This is a genomic window from Caballeronia sp. LZ034LL, assembly GCF_031451215.1.
Classification (GTDB): Bacteria; Pseudomonadota; Gammaproteobacteria; order Burkholderiales; family Burkholderiaceae; genus Caballeronia.
In genome coordinates, this window is the sequence record NZ_JARUXR010000003.1 from 1,264,583 (window position 1) to 1,287,938 (window position 23,356).

Consider the following 23,356-nt stretch of genomic DNA (forward strand, 5'->3'; position numbering starts at 1 on the left):
GCCTTGTACGCGTGACGACCTACAGCGCCACTTCCGGCGGCGCCTGCCGGAAGAACTTCGTGATCCAGCACAGGTAAGCGATCCCCACCACGAACCAGACTCCGCCGAGCACGAGCGCCCGCGTCTCCAGGCTTGCGAGCAGCCAGATATCTGCGATTGCGCCAATGGCCGGGAACACCAGTCCGCCCAGCATGCCGATCCGGCGCTCGCCATGATTCCCTGACAGCCAGATGCGGATCACGCAGAGATTGACGGCCGTGAACGCGAGGAACGCACCGAAGTTGATGAACGACGTCGATGTCGCGACATCCATCTTCAACGCGATCAACCCGACCACGCCCGCAATCGCGATGTTGAACGCCGGCGTCTTGAAGCGCGGATGCACGAAGCCGAAGATGCGCCGCGGCAGGATCTCGTCGCGTCCCATTGCATACAGCAGCCGGCCGACGCTCGCCTGCGCCGAGATGCCCGAAGCAAACTGCGCGAGAATCAGGCCCGCGAGGAACACGCTGACGAAGAGATCGCCGCCGATCATCTTCGCGACTTCGAACGCGGCCGAATCCGTATCCTTGAACTCGGCGCCGGGGTGCGCGAGCTGCATCGTCCAGGCCGCGATCACGAAGATGGCCCCGCCGATCAGCGCAATCAGCACGATGGCGCGCGGCATGTTCTTCTTCGGCTCGATGGTTTCCTCCGTGAGCGTGGACACCGCGTCGAAGCCGAGATACGAATAGGCGGCAATCGCGGCGCCTGCCATGGTCACGCCGAGCGGGACGTGCGGCTTGAAGAACGGCTCGGCCATCGCGATGCCGCCCGGCCCGGCAACCGCTGCGGCGTAATGCCAGCAGAGCGCGACGAACAGCGCGACGATCACGAGCTGCAGGATCATCAGCACGATGTTGAAGCGCGCGGCCAGTTCGATGCCGACGATGTTCAGTCCGCTCGTCAGCACGATGAACGCGACGATCCACACCCACGACGGCACATGCGGGAACGCGGCGTTGAGATAGGCCGCGCCGATCAGCCAGATCACCATCGGCAGGAAGAAATAGTCGAGCAGTGTCGCCCAGCCGATCATGAAGCCGAGATGCGCGTTGAAGGTCTTGCGCGTGTAGGTATAGGCCGAGCCCGCCACCGGAAAGAGCCGTGCGAGCTTGCCATAGCTCAGGGCCGTGAAGACGATCGCGATGAGTGCGAGCAGATAGGCGAGGGCGGCCGTATCGCCGCTGGCTTTGGCGAGCACGCCATAGGTGCCGTACACGATCAGCGGCGCCATGTAGGCCAGGCCGAACAGCAGCACCGACGGCAAGCCGAGCGTGCGTTTCAGATGCGTGGGTTCGGAAGATGAAGTCTGCATGATGTCTCCTGGCCGCAGCGGCGGCCGGTGTCGTTGTGATTCTGTGATTCGACCAGCGTGTGGTGCGGTCAGCCGGCCTTGCGGGTGCGTGCTTCGAGCAGCAGCGAACGGGTGCCGTCGGCTTCCTGCACGGCCGTCAGGCCTAGCGGAACGCGCGCGTCATGGTGGTAGTTGTAGTGCTCGCGGCTGGCTTCGAGTCGCCTCAGGTCGATGTCCGTTTTCGTCACGCTCTCTGCGCCGCCCAGTTCGATGACGGTTTCGCCGAAAGGATCGATAAGCGCGGACAAGCCGGGGAACGTCAGCGCTTCATCGCCGGAGCCGCAGCGGTTGACCATCAGCGCGAACATCTGGTTTTCCATCGCGCGCGCGGCGATGGCGCGGCGATGCACCGGACCGAACGGATCCATGTTGCCGTTCGTCACGAGCAACAGGTCCGCATCCAGCGCGCCAATCGCACGCGCGGTCTCGGGAAACTCGATGTCGTAGCAGATCAGCAGGCCCACGGTGAGGCCGTTCCACATGCAGGTGGAGAAGCGGTCGCCCGGCGTGTAGATGCCGATGTCCGACGCCCACAAATGCGTCTTGCGATAACGCAGCGCAATCTCGCCGCGTTCGTCGATGAGCACCGTCGTGTTGTGAAAGTGCGCGCCTTCGCGCTCGGTGAATCCCACCGCTGCGGCCACGCGGCGTTGACGTGCGGCGTCGCGCACCGCGGTCAACGCGGGGCCGTCGAGCGCCTGCGCCAGTTGCTCAACGTTCTCGCGCACCGGAAAGCCTGACAGCGTGGTCTCGGGAAACACGATCAGCTTCGTGCCGCCGGAGGTGTCGGCGTTCGAGATCGTCTGTACGACCTTGCGCGTGTTGTGCGCGAGATCGCCGTCGATCAGTTGCAGTTGCGCCAGCTCCACTTGCATTGCCCGTCTCCTTCCATATTCCTTTCAGACGCACTGAACACGCCAGATGCGTCGCGCCATGTGATGATTCGCGCTTGGACTGCCGGCGTCACGGCCGATTATCAAGGTAATATTTTTGGCGAGAAATTACCCATCCGGGGTACCCCACAGGAGCACTGCATGGAGCTGGAATGGCGGGATCTCGCCTTTCACCGGGAGATCGGCTCGGCCATCGAGGCCCTCGACGGCCCGCAATTCTGGGCGCGTCTCACGCGCGTGCTGGAGCGGCACGTGGCCTTCGACAGCTGGGTCGCACTGCGCTTCCTGCGCGATGACACGCCGCACGTGCTGGCCGAGCAGGCCTTGCCCGACGGCAAGATCGACGTGCTGTTCCAGCACTATCTGTCCGCGATGTATCAGCTCGATCCGTTCTATCTCGCCGCCTTCGAGATGCGTCAGTCGGGCTTCTACACGCTCGCCGACGTCGCGCCCGACAACTTCCGCATGACCGAGTATTACCAGCGGTACTTCAAGCGCAATATCGTCGGCGATGAAGTGCATTTCAACGTCTACATGGGGCAGAACGAAACGATGGGTCTGTCGCTGGGCAAGACGAGCCGTTATGACGATCGCGAGACCGCGCTGCTCACGCTCTATGCACCGTGGGTGCTGGCGCTGATGCAGCAGCGCGTGCGCTTCGAGCGAGAAGCGGTGCACGAGGCGCATGCGCCCGTGGAAGGCGATGACCAGCACATGGCCGCGCGCTTCGGCACGCTCGGCAGCCGGAGTGGACGCAGCGTGCTGACGGCGCGCGAGACTGAAGTGGCGATGCTGATCCTGCGCGGCTTTTCCTCACGCGCGATCTCCGAGAAACTGGCGATCTCGTTTGAAACCGTGCGGGCGCACAAGAAGCACATCTACGCGAAGCTCGGCGTGAGTTCACAGTCCGAGCTCTTCGCGATGTTCTATGAGTCCGACATGGATGCGAAGTGAGTCTCGATGAATAACCCCTTGCACACGACACCCGTCGCGCAGGCGCAGCTGCGCTTGCAACAGGCGCGCCGCCTGCTCGCGATTGCCCAGACCGGACTTCACTACGCCACCGGCGACTTCGACCGCGAGCGTTATGAGGAAATTGCGCAGATCGCGCATGCGCAACTCGCGGAGCTGGCGTCGATGGATACGCAGCACGTCGCGCAACTGTTCGCCTTCGAGTCGGGCTACGCGAATCCGAAGCTCGACGTACGCTGCGCCGTATTCGATGACGAAGGGCGCATCTTGCTGGTGCGCGAACTCGCGGATGGCAGGTGGTCGCTGCCGGGCGGATGGGCTGATATAGGCGTATCGCCGGCTGCGAACGCGGCCAAGGAAGCGCGCGAGGAAAGCGGCTTCACCGTCGATATCGTGCGCCTGCTTGCCGTGTGGGACATGAATGCGCATGCGCACCCGCCGTCCGTGTTCCATATCTGGAAGCTGGTGTTTCTCGGGCGCATTGCGGAGGCCGGCGAGATCATCGGCAGCGAGACGAACGAGACCGGATTCTTCCCGCTCGATGCACTGCCGCCGCTCTCGCTGGGCCGCATCCTGCCCGAGCAGATCAGGCGGCTCGATGCGTTGCGCCGCAGCGATCAGGTCGACTTCGACTGAAGCGCCTGCGCGCCCGGACCCACTCTGTGAATGTTGGCGGCGTACACCCAGTCGCGCGCGTGGTGGGCGATGAAATCCATGAACGCGGGCGGGCCGCTGCAATAGATCTGCGTGTTGGCGCGTGCGGGACTGAGCGCATGCGTACACGCCTGTTCGAAGAGCGCATGAGGCAGATCCACATGACGATGCACCTTGCCGTGATGACGCAGGGCGTCGATCTCGTCGTGCTGCGCGCTGCGCTCCGCGGACCGCACGAAATGATGCAGCTCGAAGCGTTGTCCCGCAACGGCAAGCCGCCGTGCAATGCCCGCAATCGTCCTGGTGCTCGTGCCGCCCGCAAACAGGATGGAGCGCGGGGTGTGCTGCTGCTGCTCCGGAATCGCGGATAGGCCCCGCGGGCCTGTGATGACAGGACTCAAGGTGTCGCGCATGTCTTCTCCATGGATCGTTCGTTGGTGTGCCACGAATCGAGGCGGCATCGACAGCAATGCGCCTTCTGACCGAGAGTAGGTGCAGGCCGGGACGGCAACAAGGCGCGTGGCCGCATGTCTGTCATATAGGCATGCTGATAAGCGGTCTCCTCGTTTCATCTGATCGAAGACGTTTCGTGCGACGTCCGGTCAAGCACGAAAAAGCGTGCGTTTTCGCTTCATCGGTCCGTGAAGTCTGCCTACACTACGTGCTTCGGCTTACGTCAAGGGGAAGCGATCATGTCTCTTCAGACACATGGCTATGACGTCCTGCACAATTCCGCGCTTGAATCACGGGACGGCGTTCACGCTCGAAGAACGCAAGGCCTGGCGCATCGAAGGGCTGTTGCCGCCCGGCGTGAGCTCGCTCGAATTGCAGATCGCGCGCACGCATGCCGAGCTGTCGCACCTCGACAGCGACCTGCAGCGCTACCTGTTTCTCTCCGACTTGCAGGCCCGCAACGAAACACTCTTCTATGCGTTGCTGATGTCCGATCCGGCCACCTACATGCCGATCGTCTACACGCCGACAGTCGGCGAAGCGTGTCAGAAGTTCGATCAGATCTTCCGGGCCACGCGCGGCCTCTATATTCCGATCCACGCGCGCGGCCGCGTCAGGGAGTTGCTCGGCAACTGGCCGGAAACGGACGTTCGGTTCATCGTCGTGACGGATGGCGAGCGCATCCTCGGGCTCGGCGATCTGGGTGTCGGCGGCATGGGCATTCCAATCGGCAAGCTGGCGCTGTACACCGCCTGCGCAGGCGTGCCGCCGATGCACTGCCTGCCCGTCACGCTGGATGTCGGCACGAACAACCAGACCTTGCTCGAAGACCCGCTTTATCTTGGCCTGCGGCAGGAGCGCGTGCGCGGCGCGGACTACGATGCGTTTCTTGACGAATTTGTGAACGCGGTCCAGGACGCGTATCCAAAATGCTGCATCCAGTGGGAGGACTTCGCGAACTTCAACGCGGTGCCGTTGCTGGCGCGCTACAAGGACCGGGTCTGCACCTATAACGACGACATCCAGGGCACCGCGGCCGTCGCACTGGCCGGCATCTACGGCGCATTGCGCATCTCCGGACAGAAGCTGACCGAGCAGCGTTTCCTGTTCCTCGGCGGCGGCTCGGCGGCGACGGGCATCGCCGAACTCATCAGCGAAGCCATGGCGCTCGAAGGCGTCGACATCGACGCGGCCCGCGCGCGCAACAGCCTCTTCGACATCAACGGACTGATGGTCCGCTCGCGCACGGATCTCGCGGCGTTCCAGCAGCCCTTCGCGATCGATCACGAACCGCTCGACAGTTTCGTCGATGCAGTGCGCGCGCTCAAACCCACCGGCATCATCGGCGTGAGCACGGTGCCCAAGCTGTTCAGTCAGCCCGTGATCGAAGCAATGAGCGAGATCAACGAACGCCCGATCATCTTCCCCTATTCGAATCCGACTTCGCGTTCCGAGTGCACTGCCGAGGAAGCGTACCGCTGGTCGAAAGGGCAGGCGATCTTCGCGAGCGGCAGCCCGTTCGGACCGGTCGAGATCGAAGGACGGCAGTTCGTGCCGGGACAGGGCAACAACGTGTACATTTTCCCCGCGATGGGCATGGCGGTCTTCGCCACTGAGGCAACGCGCGTGACCGAAGACATGTTCATCGTCGCGGCCAAGGCAGTCGCCGAGCAGGTCAGCGACGAAAGTCTCGGCAAGGGTCTGATCTACCCGCCGCAGAGCGGAATCTTCGAGGCGTCGATGCACGTGGCCGCCAAGGTGGCGGAATACATCTTCGAGCAGGGACTCGCGCGCGTGAAGCGGCCGGACGATCTGCTGGCCCACATGAAAGCGGTCGCCTATGTGCCGGCGTATCGGCCGCTCAGTTGAGATAAGTCGCGCCCCAAACGCAACGAGCGACCGCCAGGGTCGCTCGTCGTGCTTTGAACTACGCGGGATCTGCGGATCCCGCGTCATGCATTACATCGGGTGGGATGCAACGAAGTTCTTGTAGGCCGTGTAAGCCGGCTTTTGCGTCTTGCCGTCGCCGCGCAGCAGGCCGAAGTTGCCTTCGCTGTCGTCATACAGTTCGAACTGCTGGATCGACTGGATGTTGTACTTCGACGCCACGCTCTGGAACTGCGCCATCATCGTGTTGCCGGACATGTAGTTCGCGATCTGCTGATCCGAGCCGTAGTTCGGACGGACGCCGAATTCGTTGATCCAGATCGGACGGCCCATCGACTTGAGCACGGCCAGCATGTCGTAGCAACCCGAACCGCCGCATGCGTGCGTCATGTCGCCCTGATCCGAGTACCAGTGCCACGCGGTGATGTCCCAGTTGACCGTCGGGTGACCGTGCGTGCCGTCCGGCTGCGAACCGTCGAGCAGCATCTGGAAGAACGAGTAGTGCAGCCAGGTGCCGTTGATGATGATCTTCGCCGAGCCGTTCACCGACTTCACACCCGCGATCAGGCCGCGATACACGCCGCGTGCGACGACGAACGGCTGGTTCTTGTAGTGCTTCCAGTTGGTGCCGTCGACATTGCCGTTGAGCGCTTGCGCTTCGAGTTCGTTGGCGACTTCGTAGTATTGCCAGTTGTAGGTCTGCGCGACCTGGCGGCCCAGCGTGTAGCCCGCGTTATAGGCATCCTGCTCGTTGTTGTAGTTGGCGCCGAGCATCAGCACCGGATAGACCGTCACGCCGCCGGCGGCCATCGTCTGCGTCATCTTCGCGACGACTGCGGCCGAGGCCACGTTGTACACGTCGTTACGATAGATCTTCGCGCCGAGGTCCTTCAGCTGTGCAAGCTGGGTTGCCACCGGCGTGCCGTCGTAGGCACCGCCGTTGGTGTTGCGGCCATTCACGCCGTAGAAGATGGACGAGCTGGTCGCCGCCTTCGCGGTGGATTCCGGTAGATCGCTGGCCTTGGCGGTAGCGGCTGCGTCGAGGGCGGAATCACCGCCGCCGCCGCATGCGGCGAGCAGGACGCTGGTGAGGACGGCGGTCGCGACGGCCGTGATCTTGCGTGCGGAGAAAACGTTGAAGCGGCGAACGGAGGTTTGGTTACGATTCGTCATTGCGATCAGCAGGGCTAATGGGTGAGCGCAACGATCGTGAATTTCTACACGCTTGATGGACCTGTCAGTGCACGATTCAAACTGCTTTGAATCGCTTCAATCCGTTCTCATCGTGGGGTGACATTAATTAGTCATCCGGAAGATGAGCGCACCAGTCCTGTCTGCCGCGCTCATCGCGCTGGCGGACGGTTGGGACGACACGGATTTTTTACCGACAAGTTCCAGCGCGTGACACGACTAGCGCTCTGGATGGCAGAGTCGAGCAAATGAAAGGGTCATTCGCCCGGTTAAGCCTCGTGAAATAACATCAGATCATTTTCAAGGCTACGTCGACGGAGCTGGTACAACGTTTGCGCGCGTACGGTAAAAAAATCCGATTTCTCGGAGGTTCCTTCCCGGTTCAGCAAGCATTGCCGAAAACCTGATCAACGGAACGAACTTTATCTTCTTATGAGATGAATGTAAACGCTTGTCTCAGTAAAAAAATCTTTTGTCGTACTTGGGATGCAGCAAGAATTGCAGTCACGCGCAAAACGTTCACCGTAGAAACCCTGATCGCGAACGCGCGTGCGAAATGCAAGGAGTCTTGAATAGAATTTACCGGGTAGAAATTGCGCCAAGCCTCTCGCTATCACCGTCATTAGCTTTCGCATAACAGGTATTCGAGCGTCGCCAGGACGCCGGTACTAAGCTCGGAATTCGTCGTTTCGCAAACAGCGAATCGACACTGGCAGCGCCATCGAAACTGGCGTGCTCAGCCTGATCTCCCTCCTGCTCGAAAGCTTCCGCATGGCCGAATTCACTTCGGCCGTGTGTCGGGCCGCGTTCGTCCGTTCGGGTGACATCAACGCTGAATCCGCTTGCCTCGCGGCGCAGACAATAACGAAGAAATGGCAGGAGACACGAATGGTCGATAACAAGGATATCCGGCGCGTCGCATGGTCGAGCGCGATCGGCGCGACGCTCGAGTGGTACGACTTCTTCATATTCGGATCGGCGGCGGCGCTGATCTTCAACAAGCTCTTCTTCCCGGCCTTCGACCCCGTCGCGGGCACCATCGCTTCGCTTGCGACCTTTGCCGTTGGCTTCATTGCGCGTCCGCTGGGCGGTATCGTGTTCGGTCACTTCGGCGATCGCATCGGCCGCAAGGCGATGCTCGTCATGAGCCTCACGATGATGGGCAGCGTGACCTTCCTCATCGGCCTGTTGCCGACGTATGCGCAAGTCGGCGTCGCTGCACCGATCCTGCTGACGGTGATGCGCTTCCTGCAAGGCTTCGCCGTGGGCGGCGAATGGGGCGGCGCCACGCTGATGGTGATCGAGCATGCGCCGGCGAAGAAGCGCGGCGCGTTCGGCAGCTGGCCTCAGTGCGGCATTCCCGCCGCGCTGTTGTTGTCGACTGGCGTCATGGCGCTGACCACAGCGATGTTCTCCAGCGAGCAATTCGCCGCATGGGGATGGCGCATTCCGTTCCTCGTGAGCGGCGTGCTGGTGGTGTTCGGCATCGTGCTTCGGCGCAGCGTGTCCGAATCACCCAGCTTCAGGAAGCTGCAGAAGGCCAACGCGAAGGATCGTCTGCCTATCGCAACCGTGCTCCGGAGCGAGAAGCGCAAGACGCTTTGCCTGCTGGCCGCGCAAGCAGCGGAGAACACGAGCTTCTACGCCATCGCGGTCTATTCGCTGGTGTATCTGACGCAGGACCTGCACGTGCCGCGGCCGCTTGCCTTGCGCGCGCTGATGATCGGTGCGTTCCTGCAAACCGTCACGCAGCCGATCTTCGGCGCGCTTTCGGATCGCATCGGCCGCAAGCGGGTTTATATGGGCGGCATGATCTTCATCGGCCTGTTCATCTTTCCCTTCTATGCGATGCTTCATACCGCCAGCTATCCGATGATCGTCGCGGCCATTTCGATTGCGCTGATCGGACAAGGCAGCACACAAGCCACGCAGCCCAGCCTGATGGGCGAACAGTTCCACGCGGCGATCCGCTATAGCGGCGTGTCGGTGGCGTATCAGTTCGCCACCGTCGTATGGAGCGGTCCCACGCCGATTCTCGCCGCGCTGATGGTGGGCTGGGCAGGCAGCTACTGGCCGCTTGCGGCGTATATCGCGCTCGCTTCCGTGATCTCGGTGATCGGCATCACGCAACTGCGCGAGGCCGCCGGCCAGGAACTTGGCGCGGCGGAACCCGCGGCCGTCGAGGACGACGCCGGGCAACGCGAAGCCGCCGCAGCGTAAGCACAACCTTCATCAGGAGACAACCCACATGATTCGATTCAGGATCGGCAAGATCACGGCGACGCTCGTCGAAGAGATGGTGGATCACTCGTTCAACTTCCTGAAGTACTTTCCGCTGGCGACCGAAGAGGCGCTCGCCGAGAACCTCTCGTGGATGACGCCGGGCCACTACGACGCGGCCTCGGGGCGCCTGTTGCTCAGCATGCATTCCTGGCTCCTCGATACCGGCAAGCACAAGATTCTCATCGACGGCTGTGTCGGCAATGGCAAGGACCGGCCCGGCCGGCCCGACTGGTGCGGACTCGACACGCCGTTTCTCGATCGGCTCGCTGCTGCCGGCGCGACGCCCGAAGAGATCGACTATGTGCTCTGCACGCATCTGCATGCCGATCACATCGGCTGGAACACGCGGCTCGTCGGCGGGCGCTGGGTGCCTACGTTTGCGAACGCGAAGTATGTGTTCTCGCGGCGCGAGCACGCGTTCTGGGAAGCGAAGTGCGCGGCCGACGCAGGCAAGGGCGGCCCGCATCTGATCGCGTATCAGGACAGCGTGCTGCCCGTGATCGAAGCGGGCCAGGCGATGATCGTCGACGACTACGCCGAGCTGGCCGATTGCCTCACGCTCGAACCCGCGCCGGGACATACGCCGGGACACGTTGCGATCTGGGTCAAGTCCGACGATGCGCGCGCCGTGCTAACAGGCGACATCATCCATCATCCGGTGCAGGTCCGGTATCCGCAATGGAGCTGCTTCGGCTGTATCGATCCGGTGCAGTCGGCAGAGACGCGCGAGCGGGTTTTGCAGGCCAGCTGCGAGCATCGCGCGTTGTTATTGCCCGGGCATTTCATGGCGCCGCATGCGGGCTATATCGACGAAGCGCGCAACGGCTTCGCACTGCGCTGGGCCGATCCGGATGCGTGATGAATGCTAATGCGCGTCGATGAACGCGACGACATCGGCCAGCACCGGAGAAGGCTTGCCCGGCTTGGCCGAGAATGACTCGACAATCGTCACGTGCCCGAGCCCCGGGTACTTCTTTAACTCCACCTTGTCGTGATGCGCGCGCAGGACATCGGCGAAGCGGTCGCTGTTGCGCGGATCGACGTCCTTGTCGTCGGTGCCGGCGGCCAGGAACATCGGCGGCTCGTTGCCGTCGACGAAGGCAATCGGCAACGCCTGTGAACGCAACGCGGCAGGGAAAATCTCGTCCATGTGCGGGTCTGTCGTCGGAATGACGGCGTACGGTCCCGCCAGCCCGATCATGCCGGCAAGCGAGCGGTTCGACAGGCCATGCGCCGCCAGATAGCGCGGATCGGTCGCGAGCATCGACGCCATGTGTGCGCCGGACGAATGTCCCATGACGAACAGGCGCTGCGGATCGCCGCCGAATTCATGCGCGTGATCGTGCGCCCAGCGCACGGCCGTGGCGGGATCATCGAGGAAGCTGGGGAAGACCGTGTCCGGATACAGGCGATAGTCCGCCGCGACGGTCACGATGCCATGTGCGGCGAGCGCCTGCGCCACGCCATGCGAGTCCGAGCGATGGCCGCTCTGCCACGCACCGCCATAGAAGTACACGACGATGGGCCGCTTTGAACCGGCATCGGCAGCCGGGGCGTATAAGTCGAGCCGCTGGCGCCGCGCGGCGCCATAGGGGATGCCGCCTGCTTCGTCGTGTTCGCGCGCACGCGGGGCAATGACGCCGACCGCGCAGGCGGCCAATGCCGCGGAGATGAATCGTCGTCTGGTGATGACACGCATGGTGCTGTCGACCCGCAATGGTTCCGGTACAGCCGTGATTAGACGATGTCTCGCGCGGCGCTGTACGTGCGCAAGACATCGCTCACACCATTTGTCCGGATCGGAAGGAGGATCGAAGCGCTTGATGCGCGCGCAGTGTTCGGTATCGCACCGAAGCGTGGCACGCGCGGCACAAACGACAACAAAAACGACAAGTCCCGGTGGACGGCTGCGCGCCGTGCACCGGGACTCTGCTCACATGAAGCTCAGGCTTAGTGCGATGCCTGCACGGCCGCCTTCATGGTCGCGTAGATGGCCTTCTTCTGGCCGCTGTTGGTGAGGATGCCGTAGTCGCCGGTGGGATCGTCATACAGCTCGTACCACTGGAAGCCCACCACGCCATACGTGTTACGCGCCGCGTACAGTTCCGGAATCGTCTTCGTGATGTAGGCCTGCGCCTGCTGCGTCGTGAAGTCGAAGTTCACACCGATTTCCGTGAACATGATCGGCAGGTTATAGGCGTCGTGAAGGATCTTGAGCACGTTGTAGTTGGTGCCGTCCTTGCCCCAGGTGTTCTGGGGATCGAGACCGTCCGAATACCAGTGCAGCTGGATGATGTCGGTCTTCACCTTCGGGTGTCCGGTCGAGCCGTCCGGCTGAACGCCCGTCAGCATGCCCTTGTACCAGCCCAGATAGAGGAAGCCCGCCGATGCCGTCGCGATGACCTTCGTCTGTCCCGCCGTATCGACCGAACGCCAGCCGTCGTAGTAACCACGCAGCGCGCCGCGCCAGATCGGCCAGGTCGTGTTGTCGTAGTCGGAGACATTGACGCCGTCGTTGGCGATGCGCTTGTTGTGAACGTCGAGATCGTATTCGTTGCCGAACTCCACCACCGGCACGCCCTTGAGCTTCGTTGCAGCGTAGGCCGCCATGTTATAGGCGTAGGTGTAGGCGCTCGATTCGGTCGGCGTCTTGCCGTTCAAGGTCGGATCGTCCCAGGGATAGGCGTCGATCAGCGGCATCACCGTGACGCTCGTACCGAGACCGGGGATCACTTTTTCGGCCAGCGTATCGATCTGATCGTAGCCGTGCACGTCCTGACGAATGCCGGTGAGACCGAGGTCGACCATCGTTGCTGCCTGGGTGCTCAGCGGAGTCTGCGAATAGACGCCGCCGTAGGCGTAATGCTCGTTGACGCCGAAGAAGGGCATGCCCGGCGCGCCCGATGTGGACGTGCCCGTGGACGCCGCGCTCGTCGACGATGCGCTGGACGGCGCCGACGCGGCGGTCGAAGACGAAGCAGGCGTCGAAGTCGATGCAGGCGAAGAGGCCCCTGTCGAGCCCGAGGCGGAGCCCGTGCCCGTCGATGAACCCGTGGAAGTGGCGGGACGCGGGTCCGCCGAAACGACCCAGGTGTTGTTCTGCCAGACCCACCACAGCTTGTTCACGTTCTGCTGATAGATCTTGCCTGCGTACCAGAGCAGCGAGATCACGTCTTGCGAGAAGCCGGCTTTCACATTCGCGCGATAGATGACGCCGTTTTTCACGGTCCACACGGCGCCGCTGGAGTCGTTGAGCGACGTCGCGGGCGGAATGACGGTGCCGCTCACGGAAGCGGGATGCCGGTTGATATCGATGACCGTCGCGGGATCAGCGCTGTTGGCGACGCTCGACGGACCACCGTTGTCACTCCCGCCACCGCAGGCTGACAACATGAGGGCACCTAAACAGTATGCATAAGCACTCGTACGGAGATTTTTCATTTCTTTTAGATCCGGAAATCGTTGATTGGAATCGCCGGAGAAAAACGTCCCCACCGCTATCGAATGGCCATTCGAAGCAGTCGGAAAAGTGGCGATCGGGCTAGGGCGTTCGCGGGAGAAATACAGTGCGTAACGCGCTTTCGTCGGTTTGTTGGCGACTTGAAGAAATGTTACACAGCTGAATCAAGATGAGTATGACGTAAGAAGTAACTTCTTGTAACGAAAGTGGACGATGCGAAAAAGTTGCATGTCATTCCATAATACGAATGTAATTGGATGCCGCTGAAGGGCTTGCATTATGGCTTTTGAGTCGTCCCGGATAGCTTTTATATTGGTTATATAAAACAGGATGAACGAATGCGGTAAATCTGGCAATTCGCGGTTTTGTATCGCCGAAGAAACATGTTTGTGAAAGTTTGACGACAGCCGGCGCTTTTTTAGTCAGGTTATCGAAAGGCCCAATATGCTGGCCATGTGTCGATTTTCGCTTTGATGATTCGTCGTCGATGTATTCCCCAACCTGTCCTGAGAAAAGGAAATCACCCATGGCTACCGGAACCGTTCATCTGCACCGCGTCCTGCGCACTCTGCCTGAACGCGTCTATCGCGCTTTCCTCGAACCCGACGCCATCGCGAAATGGCTTCCGCCCTATGGCTTCACCTGCCGGGTTCATCAACTGGATGCGCGCGTCGGCGGAACGCACAAGATGTCGTTTCATCAATTCGGCACGAGCAATGGCCATTCATTCGGCGGCGAGTATCTGGAACTGGTGCCGAACGAAAAGCTCTGCTACACCGATCGTTTCGACGACTCCAACCTGCCCGGCGAAATGCGCGTCACCGTGTCCTTGCGTCAGGTTTCCTGCGGGACCGAAGTGAGTGTCGTGCAAGAGGGCATTCCGGAAGCGATCCCGGTGGAGATGTGTTATCTCGGCTGGCAGGAATCGCTGCTGCAACTGGCGAGACTGGTCGAGCCGCAGATTCCGGAGTGATGAGCGCGCATCCCGATGCTTCAGGCATGCACGCCCAAGTGAGCCTGAAGCATGGGATGCATGTCGCACGTCGCGGTTTTTTATTCGAGGGCGTTCGCGGGTTACGATGCGTGAAGAGAGCAAAGAGCGATTCTGGTGGACGCAAGGCATGTCCGCCTGTCGCATAACGAGAAAGCGCAGCCATGCAAACGAACCGGATCGTCCTGACGCTGTACGTGGACGAAGAAGCCGCGGCCGCATCGATCACGGCCAGTCTCTTGCACCGACTCCAGCGTTCTGTCGATCACATCGTGATCGAGGGAAGCGTTGAAGCATGTGAGCCGTCACGCACGGCAATCATGCTCGTTGCCGTGCTCGGCCCGCGGGACGTCGTGGAGTTCGCTCATCAACTGCATGACTGGCTCGCCCGCAACGGGTCGGCCGACATCGCGATCGGCACGAATCCGCTGACATCATGCCGCGGGTTATCCACCGGCCAATTGCGCATGCTTCTCTCGAGTGTCATCGAGGACGAACACGCACAGGGCTAGTGCATCGGCGTTCATCTCCAGTAGCCGACACCATAGCGCGGCCCCCACCAGCCCGGATGTCCCCAGTACCCGACCGCGACAGGCGGCGCATAGACAGGCGGCGCCGCGTAATAGGCGGGTGGCGGCGCATAAGGCGCATAGGGAACGTAAGGAGACACGGGCACGACCGCCGGCGCCATCACGACAGGCGCGACCGGCATGCCGATACTCATCCCGACGAAGACATGCGCCTGAGCCGCGCTGATGCATCCAAGGCTCAGCACCGTCGCGGCGACCACATAACCGATCTTCTTCATGATTGTTCTCCTCAGAACGCGGTGCAGCGTGAGTGCGCATCGGTTGAGGATGATTCTCGGCGTCGTGAATGAGCGGCGAATGAGGACAGGGCCCGGCCTTCACGCAGCCTGCGCGGCATCGTGCAGTCAAACCGAAAGCCTGTTTCGATCCCGCACATCGCATTAAACGAGTCAGCTTTCCTACTATGACCATGCAGGCCTGAAGTGCATGAAGAAGCGTATTCAACACAACAACCTCTGCAAAGGAAAGCCATGAAGTCAGCCTATGTTCTGATGACCCTGACGTGTGCCCTTGCCGCTCAATCGGTGTTTGCGGACGACCAAGCCGTCGCGCCCATGAAGATGACCTGCGAGCAATTCACCCAGCTCGATGACGCCTATCGCCCTGCGCTCGTCTACTGGGTCGCGGGCGTGGACAAGCTCGGCATCAAGGAAACGGACAGGGTCGTGGTCGATACGGCGCATCCGGTCGGCGAGATCGTCGCCACGGAATGCAAGAAGGATCCGAACGCGCCGTTCGTGAAAAAAGTGCGGTCGATGATCAAGTCCAACCAGATCTCGCTCTTCGACCATCATTGAAAAATGTTGCGACGGGCATCGCGGCATGGCCGCGATGCCTTTGCGTTCATGACTCGAGCGGCACCGCACTGACGCACTTGAGTTCGTCGAGACAGACGCTGGACTTGACGCCGCTTACGCCGGGAATGCGCATCAACGTGTCGAGCAGGAATTCCGACAGCCCCTTGAGATCCCGCGCGATCACCTTCAGCATGTAGTCCACGTCGCCGGCCACGGCGAAGCACTCCTGGATCTCGGCCAGCCGGCTGACCACGCCTTTGAACTTGGCCAGATCGCGCACGTGGCCGCGCTCCATCGTCACCTGAATGAAGGCCACCACGCCGAAGCCGAGCACCTGGGCATCCAGACGCGTTTCATAGCCCTTGATGACGCCCATTTCCTCCAGGCGCCGATGTCGCCTGAGCGTCTGCGCGGGTGAGAGACTGATGGCTTCGGCCAGTTCGAGATTGGAAATGCGTCCGCGCGCCTGGAGCATGGCGAGCAGGCGCAGGTCGATGCGGTCGATTTCGATGGTCTGCAATTTTCTTTCTCCCGTGGAGCAAACGATGAAACCCGCATGCACGAAGATGGGCTTCGACGCGGCAAATGCGAAATCATAGCGTGTCCCTGTCCGGCGCCGAACCCACGCAGCTCGATGCCCTGCTGAACGGAATCGTGCGGCGCTACCGGCTGACGGAGATCGGCCCGACGTCGTGGCCGCTCGATTCAGCGCAACCCGCGACGACGCTCGCCCTCGACATCGAGCGCGCGCGCGAGGCAAGCGCACGCGGCGAGGCGCCCGACGCCGCCTGTCGTCTCCGTTTCCTGCATACGCTCGCGCGCCTGATTGGCGATGCCATGCATCCGGATTCCGGCGATCCCGCATTCCAGGCCATGGTGCTGCGCCATCGGGCGGCCTGTGTGGGCGAATACGCGTCGCTCTCGGCGCACGCTGAACAGGACCGACGGCGCATCCGCACCGACGTGGCGGCGCTCGCCCATCCGGCGAAGCTCGACCGCGCGCCGGCGGGTGTCCGGCGCAGCTTGCTGGCACGCTTGCACGTAGCCGCGTCGGCCGCGCGTCCCGGCGAATTGCGCGTTGCCGTGCAGGCATTGCTGGACCTTCCCGACATCGCCGCCGATGCCTCGTTGCACGAAGCGCTGGCGCGTCTCCAGCGCGGTGCGCCGCTCGAACGGCTCGAGCGTCTCCAAGCGCTGGAGCAGGATGAACGCGTGCGCCGCTATCGTTCGTTGTGGGATCGCCAGGGACCGCCGCCGGGCAGCGCCGAGGCAGCCGCGCGCGGCGCTCGATCGCGGGCGCGGGGAGCGAGCGCGGAGACGTCGGCGGCGCAGGCGCTGGGCGCGCTGGCACGGCGGCTCAACCAACTGGACGCGGGGCGGGCGGAGTATGCCGTCGTGACCTCGATGCGCGTGCCGGCGACGATTCCCGGCAGCGCGGCGCGGGCCAAGAGCGAGTGGGATGCCGTACTGTTGCGGCGCGCACGGCCGGGCGCGGCGGCTTCGGCCTGGGACGTGTGTCTGTTGGTGGAAGCGAAATCCTCCGTCGATGCCGCCGCAACCGACTTCCCACGCCTGCTGCGCGGGGTGCGGTTGCTGGCGTGCGCCGACGCGGACGTCGAGTACGCCTTTGGGACACGGGAGGGCGAAGTGCGCCTGCGCGGCGCGTCGCTGGCTGCGTTGCGCACGGACGAAGCCGCATTGAGGCGTTCAATCCTGTATTGTTGCGATGCGCCCGCGGAGCCCGCGCCGCGCCTGCTGAGCGCGGCGGGCCGCATGCAACTCCTGACCGCTCCGACGAGTCTGAGCTTTGCGGCGCGGCTGGACGAAGGCTTCCTGGCGGAACCCGCGGAACTGGAACCTGTGTGGAAGGAGTTGCTGTCCTCGCCCCGCTGGGCTACCGTGCTGAATCAGTACCCGATGCTGCGTCAGGTCCGGGAGTTGATGGTTCATCCGCATGATCTGCTCGCCGTGGCAGGCGATGCGGCCGACCGCCGCTGATCGCGGCGCGCCGGGGGGCGATAATGTCCGTTTTGCCGATGAGCCGGCCACCCGGCACGCACCAACCGAAGGCATGTGGACTGCTGGACTTCATGTGTGCCACGTGAGCGCCAGCAAGGCCATCCCTGTTTAATTACCGATCGAGCTTGCCATGTCAGAAGCTGTTACAAATCCGCAAAATGATTTCCTGAACGCGTTGCGCAAAGAGCGCAAGCGCGTCGCTATTTTTCTTGTCAACGGGATCAAGCTGACGGGCCATATCCAGTCGTTCGATCCTTACATGGTCTATCTCAGCTCGACAGCCGGTGCGCAATCCATCTACAAGCACGCCATTTCCACCATCAGCGAAGATCACGATCGTCCGCATCGCACGGATCGCCCCGAGCGCCGTCCGCACGGGCCGGCCCGCTAAGCGTCGCGGCGGCGCCTTCCTCCAGCTTCCCTTCCCGTTGCGCTGACTGTGTCGCGAGCCCCGATCGCCGGGGCTCGACCGAACGCACGTTCTAGTGCCCGATCTCGCGCCAGTTCCGGCGCGATACAATTTCCTTTCTCAAAAGAGACCCCGGATGAAATCCCGATCGCTGAGTCAGGGTTTGTCTGCGTCCGTTAGGAAATCATATTGTGCGGCAGGAAATCTACACTGATTCCCCTGAAACGGGCGGCGCGCGCTTCGGCAACGCCGTGTCAGGTTCAACCGCATAACGAGGGAGAGGGCACGTGGCATTGCAAGAAGACGGCACGCTCAAACGCGGCCTGAAGAATCGTCATATTCAGTTGATTGCGCTCGGCGGCGCGATCGGCACCGGATTATTTCTCGGTATTGCACAGACCATCCGGACAGCCGGGCCATCGGTGCTGCTCGGTTATGCAATTGCCGGCATCGTTGCGTTTTTCATCATGCGCCAGCTGGGCGAAATGGTGGTCGAGGAACCTGTCGCGGGCTCGTTCAGCCATTTCGCCGACAAGTACTGCGGCCAATATGCAGGCTTCCTGTCAGGCTGGAATTACTGGGTGCTCTACATTCTCGTGTCGATGGCCGAGCTTTCCGCCGTCGGCATCTACGTCCAGTACTGGTGGCCGGGCATGCCCACGTGGATCTCGGCGCTCGTCTGCTTCTGCGTCATCAACGCCATCAACCTCACGAGCGTGAAGTCGTACGGTGAACTGGAGTTCTGGTTCGCGATCGTGAAGGTGGTCGCCATTGTCGGCATGATCGGCTTCGGCGGCTATCTGCTGTTCTCCGGCAGCGCAGGCCCGGAGGCCGGCGTGTCCAACCTGTGGCGCCACGGCGGCTTTTTCCCGAACGGCGTTTCGGGGCTCGTGATGGCGATGGCCGTCATCATGTTCTCGTTCGGCGGACTGGAGCTGGTCGGCATCACGGCGGCGGAAGCGGATGATCCGTCCCACACCATTCCGCGCGCGACCAACCAGGTCATCTACCGCATTCTCATTTTCTACGTGGGCGCGCTCGGCGTGCTGCTGTCGCTGTATCCGTGGCAGAAGGTGGTGACCGGCGGCAGCCCGTTCGTGCTGATCTTCCACGCGATGAACAGCAATCTCGTCGCGCACGTGCTCAATGCCGTCGTGCTGACGGCGGCGCTCTCGGTCTACAACAGCGGCGTGTACTGCAACAGCCGCATGCTCTACGGCCTCGCGCAGCAGGGCAATGCGCCGCGCGCGCTGCTGCGGGTCAACGCGCGCGGCATTCCGCTCGCCGCGCTCGGTGTCTCGGCGCTCGCGACAGCCGTCTGCGTGCTGATCAACTACCTGATGCCGGGCAAGGCGTTCGAACTGCTGATGGGCCTCGTGGTGTCCGCGCTGATCATCAACTGGGCGATGATCAGCCTGATTCATCTGCGGTTCCGTCGCGCGAAGGCGCTCGCCGGCGAAACGACCACGTTCCGCAGCCTTGGCTATCCGCTGACCAATTACCTGTGTCTCGCGTTCCTTGCCGGCATCCTCGTGGTGATGTGCATGATTCCCGACCTGCGCATGTCGGTTTATCTGATTCCGGTGTGGCTTGCGGCGCTCGGTATCGGATATGTCGTGCGCAACCGGCGGGCGCGGACGGGGCTGGCGGTGTCGCGGTGAAGATTCATTCGCGCAGTCCCATGGCGCGCAACAGCGCATCGATCTGCCCGAACGCGTCCTGCTGCCACTGGTCCGGCGTGCGGTCGCCCAGCGCTTGCGTGTCTTCCACGAAGCGCCTCACGCAAGTGGGGCCGTGGGCATCGAAGGAAGCGAACTTGTCGGCGATGTGACCGAAGCCCCGCGCGCCGCTCGCATGCTCCAGCAGCGGGCGGCACTCGGACGCCAGCGTCTCGATGCCGCCGGGATAGTTGCGCACGCAATAGTAGATGTCGTACGCATCCTTCTGCTTGTAGCGGCCCGCGAGCGCATGGCCTTTCATGGCCAGCAACGCCGGGATCGAACAGACGGCGATCTCCACGCGGTTCGTGCCGCCGTTCGGCATCGGTCCCGCCACGGCCACCAGTTGATAGAAGCGCATGGCCAGGTCGGCGCCGTCGGCGCGCTGCACGGCGAAGTCGCTGATCAGCGGCGGCACGTTCTTGACGATCTCGGCGTCGCGCGGCATCAGAAAATCGACGATGACGTCGATCGCTTCCCCGCCGTCGCGCACGGCAACCTGCCGCACCAGCTGGAAACGCCGCAGGCCGGCGCGCTGGGCGTAGCCATGGCCTTGCAGCGTGCCGACGAGCGTGGCGTACTCGCCGTCGCCGAGTGCTTCCGCATCGAGCCCGACATCCACGTCGAGCGTGCCGACGTGCGGCATGTCCTCGTTGGCCAGCAGCAGCCACGGCACCGCGCCGCCGATGATGGCGAACTTGCCCTTGAAGCTGCCGAGGATCTGACCCATTTCGATCAGCACGGACTTGACGGCGGCGGTGGTGCGGTCGTCGTAGTCGGCGGCCGATTGCGGTTCGTGGGAAGGTGTCATCGGGACCATGGAAGCTTTTCCTGGCGCAGGTGGTCGGCGGCCTCGGCGCCGCGTTCGCCGGCGATGGAGAGGTCGAGATAGGTCTGGACCGGGCTGGTGCAGATTGCGCCCGGCGCGGGCTCGATGGTATCGGCCAGCAGCGCCGGATCCTTCGGCAGAAGGATGTTCACGTTTTCGCCCTTCAGGACAGGCGCCAGCTTGAGCGCGGCTTGCAGCGCGCGCAGGCCGTCGTCATCGGCGAAAAAATAGTGCGTGCCGGTGCGTCCGTAGGGCGCCAGCCACTGCGCCGCCGAGAACGATGCGAAGGCCGCATGCCCGGCCGCGTCCGGGGCGCGCAGTGCGGCGCGAGCCGCGTCTTCGAGCGCGCTACCGTGCAGCGGCGTATAGAAGCGCAGCAGTTCGCCTGCCGGCGCGCTGTAGCTGTCGCGCCATGCGTCCAGCAGCGCGGCCGGCGCACGGAGCACGAGGCCGTCATTCGAAGTACGCGCCCATTCGCGATCGAGCAGGCCGTTGCGGACATTGCTGACATGCCCGAGGCTGACGCCCGAGATGTCCGCCAGGTCGCTGACGCGCCACGCACGATCGGGCTCGCGCAGCATGGCGCGCAACACTTGCGCGGATTTCGGCCTGAACAGGGACTTGAGTTCGCGTTGTTCCGCCTGCGGCTTGTCCGCCACGATGCGCTCGATGAAGACGCCGCCAAACGCTATCCGGGTGTTGCCCTGCAGGTCCAGATAGCTCGCGTGTTCCGCGCTGCACATCTGCCTGACTGCGGGCGAGATATAGGGGGCGATGAAGACCGGCGTGGCGTCGGGCGGATGGCGCGCGACATGACGGCGCAATTCCAGCAGCGCGCCGCGGGCGTAGCGCGGTTGCCCGCTCGGCTTGAGCACGCAGATGAGCAAGTGCGGCTGGTCATTGAACCGGACCCGGATGGTCAGGTCCGGTAACCACTTGTCCGGCGCGGAGACGTCGTTGATGCCCTCAACCCTGAGAGCCGGGACATGCGCGAGCACGTCCCGCAAGGCCTCTTCGGCTTGCTGCAGACTGGGATCGGACTCTTCGGCGGGAAAGGGTATTTTCATCAAATTGGCTGGTTTCAGCATTTGTTGAAAGTACCATATTTACTGAAAATCAGGCAGTTTTCAGTGTTTTGGCCTGTTTCAACATTTGCTGAAACCGGCCAATTTACTGAAATTCGCTTGCCAGCGTCCGTCCTTGAACGCGGTGCGCCGGCCGGACAGGCGGCGCTTCGCCCGCACTCAATGAATCGACGAAGGGTGTTTCGCGAGCGCGGTCACCTTGACCGTCATGTACGGGAACAGCGGCAGCGCCGAGAGAAGGGTGTGCAGTTCGTCGTGCGAGTCGACGTCGAAGACACTGTAGTTTGCGTACTCGCCCACCACGCGGTGCAGTTGCTGCCACTTCCCGGAGCGCTGCAGTTCCTGTGAGTATTCCTTCTCGCGCGCCTTGATCGAATCGGCCGTGGCCGCGGGCATGTCGTGCGGCAGGTGCACGTCCATTCGTACCAGATAAAGCATGTCGTTTCTCCGGATGGTTGGAGACATCTACGCCGGTCCAGCCGCGCGCGGATGCCGTGGTGATGGAGCCGTGCTCAGGCGCGCTTGTCGCGGCGATAGAACGCGAGCTTGTCTTCGTCGATCTGCAAGCCGAGGCCCGGTCCTTCCGGCAGATGGAGGTCGAAGTCGCGGTAATGCGGGCGCGCGGTGACGATGTCGTCCTTCAACAGCAGCGGGCCGAAGAGCTCGGTGCCCCACGCAAGCTGTGGCAGCGCGCTGAAGCCGTGCGCCGAGGCGATCGAGCCGATGCTGCCTTCGAGCATCGTGCCGCCGTACAGCGAGACGCCGGCCGCGTCCGCGATCGCGGCGGTGCGCAGCATGCCGTAGATGCCGCCCGATTTCGCGATCTTCAGCGCGAACACATCGGCGCAGGCGTTGCGCACCAGTTCGAGCGCGTCTTCCGGCCCGGTCACGGCTTCGTCGGCCATGATGGGCACGATGAAGCGCGCCGCAAGCCGCGCCAGCGTGTCGCGTTGTTCGCGCGGCGTCGGCTGTTCGATCAGGTCGATGCCCGCGGCCTGCAGCGCCTCGATGCCGAGCGCCGCGTCGGTCTCGTTCCAGGCCTGGTTCACATCCACCGTGACCTTCGCGCGATCGCCGAGCGCCGCCTTGATCTTCGACACGTGCGCCACGTCGTCACGCACGCCGCGCCGGCCGATCTTCAGCTTGAAGGTGTGATGGCGGCGCTCGGCGAGCAGCATCTCGGCTTCCTCGATGTCGCGCCCGGTGTCTCCGCTCGCGAGCGTCCACAGCACCGGCAGCGTCTTGCGCACCGCGCCGCCGAGCAGTTCGTTCAGCGGCACGCCGAGGCGCTTGCCCTGCGCATCGAGCAGCGCGGTTTCGAGCGCGCACTTGGCGAAGCGGTTGCCGCGCGCGACCTTGTTCAGCCGGAGCATCGCCGCGTTGATGTTGGTCGCGTCCTGACCGACGAGCGCCGGCGCCAGATAGGTATCGATGGTCAGCTTGATGCCTTCAGGACTCTCGTCGCCATAGGACAGGCCGCCGATCGTCGTGGCCTCGCCGATGCCTTCGATGCCGTCGCTCGAACGCAGGCGCACGATGACGAGGGTTTGCTGCTGCATCGTCGCCATGGCGAGCTGATGCGCGCGGATAGTCGGGAGATCGACCAGGATCGCTGAGACGGACGTGATGTGGGCGTTCATACCTGAAATGTCGGGAAGGGAGGGTTGCTGAAGTATTGCGCGCCCGATATTCGCCTGTCCAAGACCATCGACGTCTAGTCTCATACCCC

24 protein-coding genes are annotated in these 23,356 nt (G+C 62.8%); 11 read left to right on the forward strand and 13 right to left on the reverse strand.

Annotation, left to right across the window (positions count from 1 at the left end; translation table 11 throughout):
- Positions 1-19: 19 nt before the first annotated feature.
- Complete coding sequence (locus tag QCE83_RS26875; protein ID WP_309818455.1) at positions 20-1,357, reverse strand: APC family permease; 1,338 nt, start codon at positions 1,355-1,357, stop codon at positions 20-22.
- Positions 1,358-1,425: 68 nt separating this feature from the next.
- On the reverse strand, positions 1,426-2,271 hold the full coding sequence (locus QCE83_RS26880; protein ID WP_309818457.1) for a carbon-nitrogen hydrolase family protein: 846 nt from the start codon (positions 2,269-2,271) through the stop codon (positions 1,426-1,428).
- Between the two features lie 159 nt (positions 2,272-2,430).
- On the opposite strand from QCE83_RS26880, the gene QCE83_RS26885 reads away from it, so the two are divergent.
- Together QCE83_RS26885 and QCE83_RS26890 are read left to right on the forward strand one after the other, a co-directional pair.
- Positions 2,431-3,243 (forward strand): LuxR C-terminal-related transcriptional regulator, encoded by an 813-nt coding sequence (locus QCE83_RS26885; RefSeq protein WP_309818459.1) that lies wholly within the window; start codon positions 2,431-2,433, stop codon positions 3,241-3,243.
- 6 nt (positions 3,244-3,249) lie between these two features.
- Entirely contained in the window at positions 3,250-3,897 is a 648-nt protein-coding gene (locus QCE83_RS26890) for an NUDIX hydrolase (protein ID WP_309818461.1), read from the forward strand.
- On the opposite strand, the gene QCE83_RS26895 is transcribed toward QCE83_RS26890, so the two are convergent.
- Positions 3,879-4,328, reverse strand: a complete 450-nt coding sequence (locus QCE83_RS26895) for a hypothetical protein (RefSeq protein WP_309818462.1) — start codon at positions 4,326-4,328, stop codon at positions 3,879-3,881. The two genes, QCE83_RS26890 and QCE83_RS26895, sit on opposite strands and share 19 nt — an antisense overlap.
- A gap of 325 nt (positions 4,329-4,653) precedes the next feature.
- On the opposite strand from QCE83_RS26895, the gene QCE83_RS26900 reads away from it, so the two are divergent.
- Complete coding sequence (locus QCE83_RS26900; protein ID WP_309818464.1) at positions 4,654-6,237, forward strand: NAD-dependent malic enzyme; 1,584 nt, start codon at positions 4,654-4,656, stop codon at positions 6,235-6,237.
- Positions 6,238-6,327: 90 nt separating this feature from the next.
- Here the strand turns inward: QCE83_RS26900 and QCE83_RS26905 are convergent, their stop codons facing one another.
- The gene (locus QCE83_RS26905; RefSeq protein WP_309818466.1) at positions 6,328-7,428 is read right to left on the reverse strand and encodes a lipopolysaccharide biosynthesis protein; all 1,101 of its coding nucleotides are present in this window, start codon (positions 7,426-7,428) and stop codon (positions 6,328-6,330) included.
- A gap of 906 nt (positions 7,429-8,334) precedes the next feature.
- Between QCE83_RS26905 and QCE83_RS26910 the strand changes: the two genes are divergently transcribed.
- Both QCE83_RS26910 and QCE83_RS26915 read left to right on the forward strand, forming a co-directional pair.
- Positions 8,335-9,666 carry an MFS transporter gene (locus QCE83_RS26910; protein WP_309818468.1) on the forward strand — a complete coding sequence of 444 codons (1,332 nt, stop codon included), beginning with the start codon at positions 8,335-8,337 and terminating at the stop codon, positions 9,664-9,666.
- A gap of 28 nt (positions 9,667-9,694) precedes the next feature.
- Complete coding sequence (locus QCE83_RS26915; RefSeq protein WP_309818470.1) at positions 9,695-10,588, forward strand: MBL fold metallo-hydrolase; 894 nt, start codon at positions 9,695-9,697, stop codon at positions 10,586-10,588.
- A gap of 6 nt (positions 10,589-10,594) precedes the next feature.
- Here the strand turns inward: QCE83_RS26915 and QCE83_RS26920 are convergent, their stop codons facing one another.
- The 3 genes from QCE83_RS26920 to QCE83_RS26930 form a co-directional block, all read right to left on the reverse strand.
- On the reverse strand, positions 10,595-11,428 hold the full coding sequence (locus QCE83_RS26920) for an alpha/beta hydrolase (protein ID WP_309818473.1): 834 nt from the start codon (positions 11,426-11,428) through the stop codon (positions 10,595-10,597).
- A gap of 251 nt (positions 11,429-11,679) precedes the next feature.
- The gene (locus tag QCE83_RS26925; RefSeq protein ID WP_309818474.1) at positions 11,680-13,122 is read right to left on the reverse strand and encodes a glycosyl hydrolase; all 1,443 of its coding nucleotides are present in this window, start codon (positions 13,120-13,122) and stop codon (positions 11,680-11,682) included.
- A 298-nt stretch (positions 13,123-13,420) separates the two neighbouring features.
- On the reverse strand, positions 13,421-13,717 hold the full coding sequence (locus QCE83_RS26930; protein WP_309818476.1) for a hypothetical protein: 297 nt from the start codon (positions 13,715-13,717) through the stop codon (positions 13,421-13,423).
- Between QCE83_RS26930 and QCE83_RS26935 the strand changes: the two genes are divergently transcribed.
- Both QCE83_RS26935 and QCE83_RS26940 read left to right on the forward strand, forming a co-directional pair.
- Positions 13,716-14,162 (forward strand): SRPBCC family protein, encoded by a 447-nt coding sequence (locus tag QCE83_RS26935; protein WP_309818479.1) that lies wholly within the window; start codon positions 13,716-13,718, stop codon positions 14,160-14,162. The two genes, QCE83_RS26930 and QCE83_RS26935, sit on opposite strands and share 2 nt — an antisense overlap.
- A 215-nt stretch (positions 14,163-14,377) precedes the next feature.
- Positions 14,378-14,692: a hypothetical protein gene (locus QCE83_RS26940; RefSeq protein WP_309818481.1), complete on the forward strand. Its 315-nt coding sequence runs from the start codon at positions 14,378-14,380 to the stop codon at positions 14,690-14,692.
- Between the two features lie 11 nt (positions 14,693-14,703).
- Here the strand turns inward: QCE83_RS26940 and QCE83_RS26945 are convergent, their stop codons facing one another.
- Positions 14,704-14,988 (reverse strand): hypothetical protein, encoded by a 285-nt coding sequence (locus tag QCE83_RS26945; RefSeq protein ID WP_309818482.1) that lies wholly within the window; start codon positions 14,986-14,988, stop codon positions 14,704-14,706.
- Positions 14,989-15,240: 252 nt separating this feature from the next.
- Here QCE83_RS26945 and QCE83_RS26950 point away from each other — a divergent pair, with 252 nt between their 5' ends.
- A complete protein-coding gene (locus tag QCE83_RS26950) occupies positions 15,241-15,567 on the forward strand; it encodes an HdeA/HdeB family chaperone (RefSeq protein ID WP_309818485.1) in 327 nt (108 codons plus the stop codon).
- A 46-nt stretch (positions 15,568-15,613) separates the two neighbouring features.
- On the opposite strand, the gene QCE83_RS26955 is transcribed toward QCE83_RS26950, so the two are convergent.
- On the reverse strand, positions 15,614-16,087 hold the full coding sequence (locus tag QCE83_RS26955) for an Lrp/AsnC family transcriptional regulator (RefSeq protein WP_309818486.1): 474 nt from the start codon (positions 16,085-16,087) through the stop codon (positions 15,614-15,616).
- Positions 16,088-16,152: 65 nt separating this feature from the next.
- Between QCE83_RS26955 and QCE83_RS26960 the strand changes: the two genes are divergently transcribed.
- The 3 genes from QCE83_RS26960 to QCE83_RS26970 all read left to right on the forward strand — a co-directional run bounded on the left by QCE83_RS26960 (position 16,153) and on the right by QCE83_RS26970 (position 19,656).
- The gene (locus QCE83_RS26960; protein ID WP_309818487.1) at positions 16,153-17,565 is read left to right on the forward strand and encodes a 3-deoxy-D-arabino-heptulosonate 7-phosphate synthase; all 1,413 of its coding nucleotides are present in this window, start codon (positions 16,153-16,155) and stop codon (positions 17,563-17,565) included.
- Between the two features lie 151 nt (positions 17,566-17,716).
- Positions 17,717-17,977, forward strand: a complete 261-nt coding sequence (gene hfq / locus QCE83_RS26965; protein ID WP_309818489.1) for an RNA chaperone Hfq — start codon at positions 17,717-17,719, stop codon at positions 17,975-17,977.
- A 305-nt stretch (positions 17,978-18,282) separates the two neighbouring features.
- Positions 18,283-19,656: an amino acid permease gene (locus QCE83_RS26970; RefSeq protein ID WP_309818491.1), complete on the forward strand. Its 1,374-nt coding sequence runs from the start codon at positions 18,283-18,285 to the stop codon at positions 19,654-19,656.
- Between the two features lie 4 nt (positions 19,657-19,660).
- Here QCE83_RS26970 and QCE83_RS26975 read toward each other — a convergent pair whose 3' ends face one another.
- From QCE83_RS26975 to QCE83_RS26990, 4 genes are all read right to left on the reverse strand, one after another.
- Positions 19,661-20,533 (reverse strand): nucleotidyl transferase AbiEii/AbiGii toxin family protein, encoded by an 873-nt coding sequence (locus tag QCE83_RS26975; protein WP_309818493.1) that lies wholly within the window; start codon positions 20,531-20,533, stop codon positions 19,661-19,663.
- Positions 20,521-21,609: a hypothetical protein gene (locus QCE83_RS26980; RefSeq protein WP_309818497.1), complete on the reverse strand. Its 1,089-nt coding sequence runs from the start codon at positions 21,607-21,609 to the stop codon at positions 20,521-20,523. The genes QCE83_RS26975 and QCE83_RS26980 overlap by 13 nt, the downstream gene beginning before the upstream one ends.
- Before the next feature lie 177 nt (positions 21,610-21,786).
- Entirely contained in the window at positions 21,787-22,065 is a 279-nt protein-coding gene (gene catC, locus QCE83_RS26985) for a muconolactone Delta-isomerase (protein ID WP_309818499.1), read from the reverse strand.
- Between the two features lie 74 nt (positions 22,066-22,139).
- A complete protein-coding gene (locus QCE83_RS26990) occupies positions 22,140-23,267 on the reverse strand; it encodes a muconate/chloromuconate family cycloisomerase (RefSeq protein ID WP_309818501.1) in 1,128 nt (375 codons plus the stop codon).
- Between the last annotated feature and the right edge of the window lie 89 nt (positions 23,268-23,356).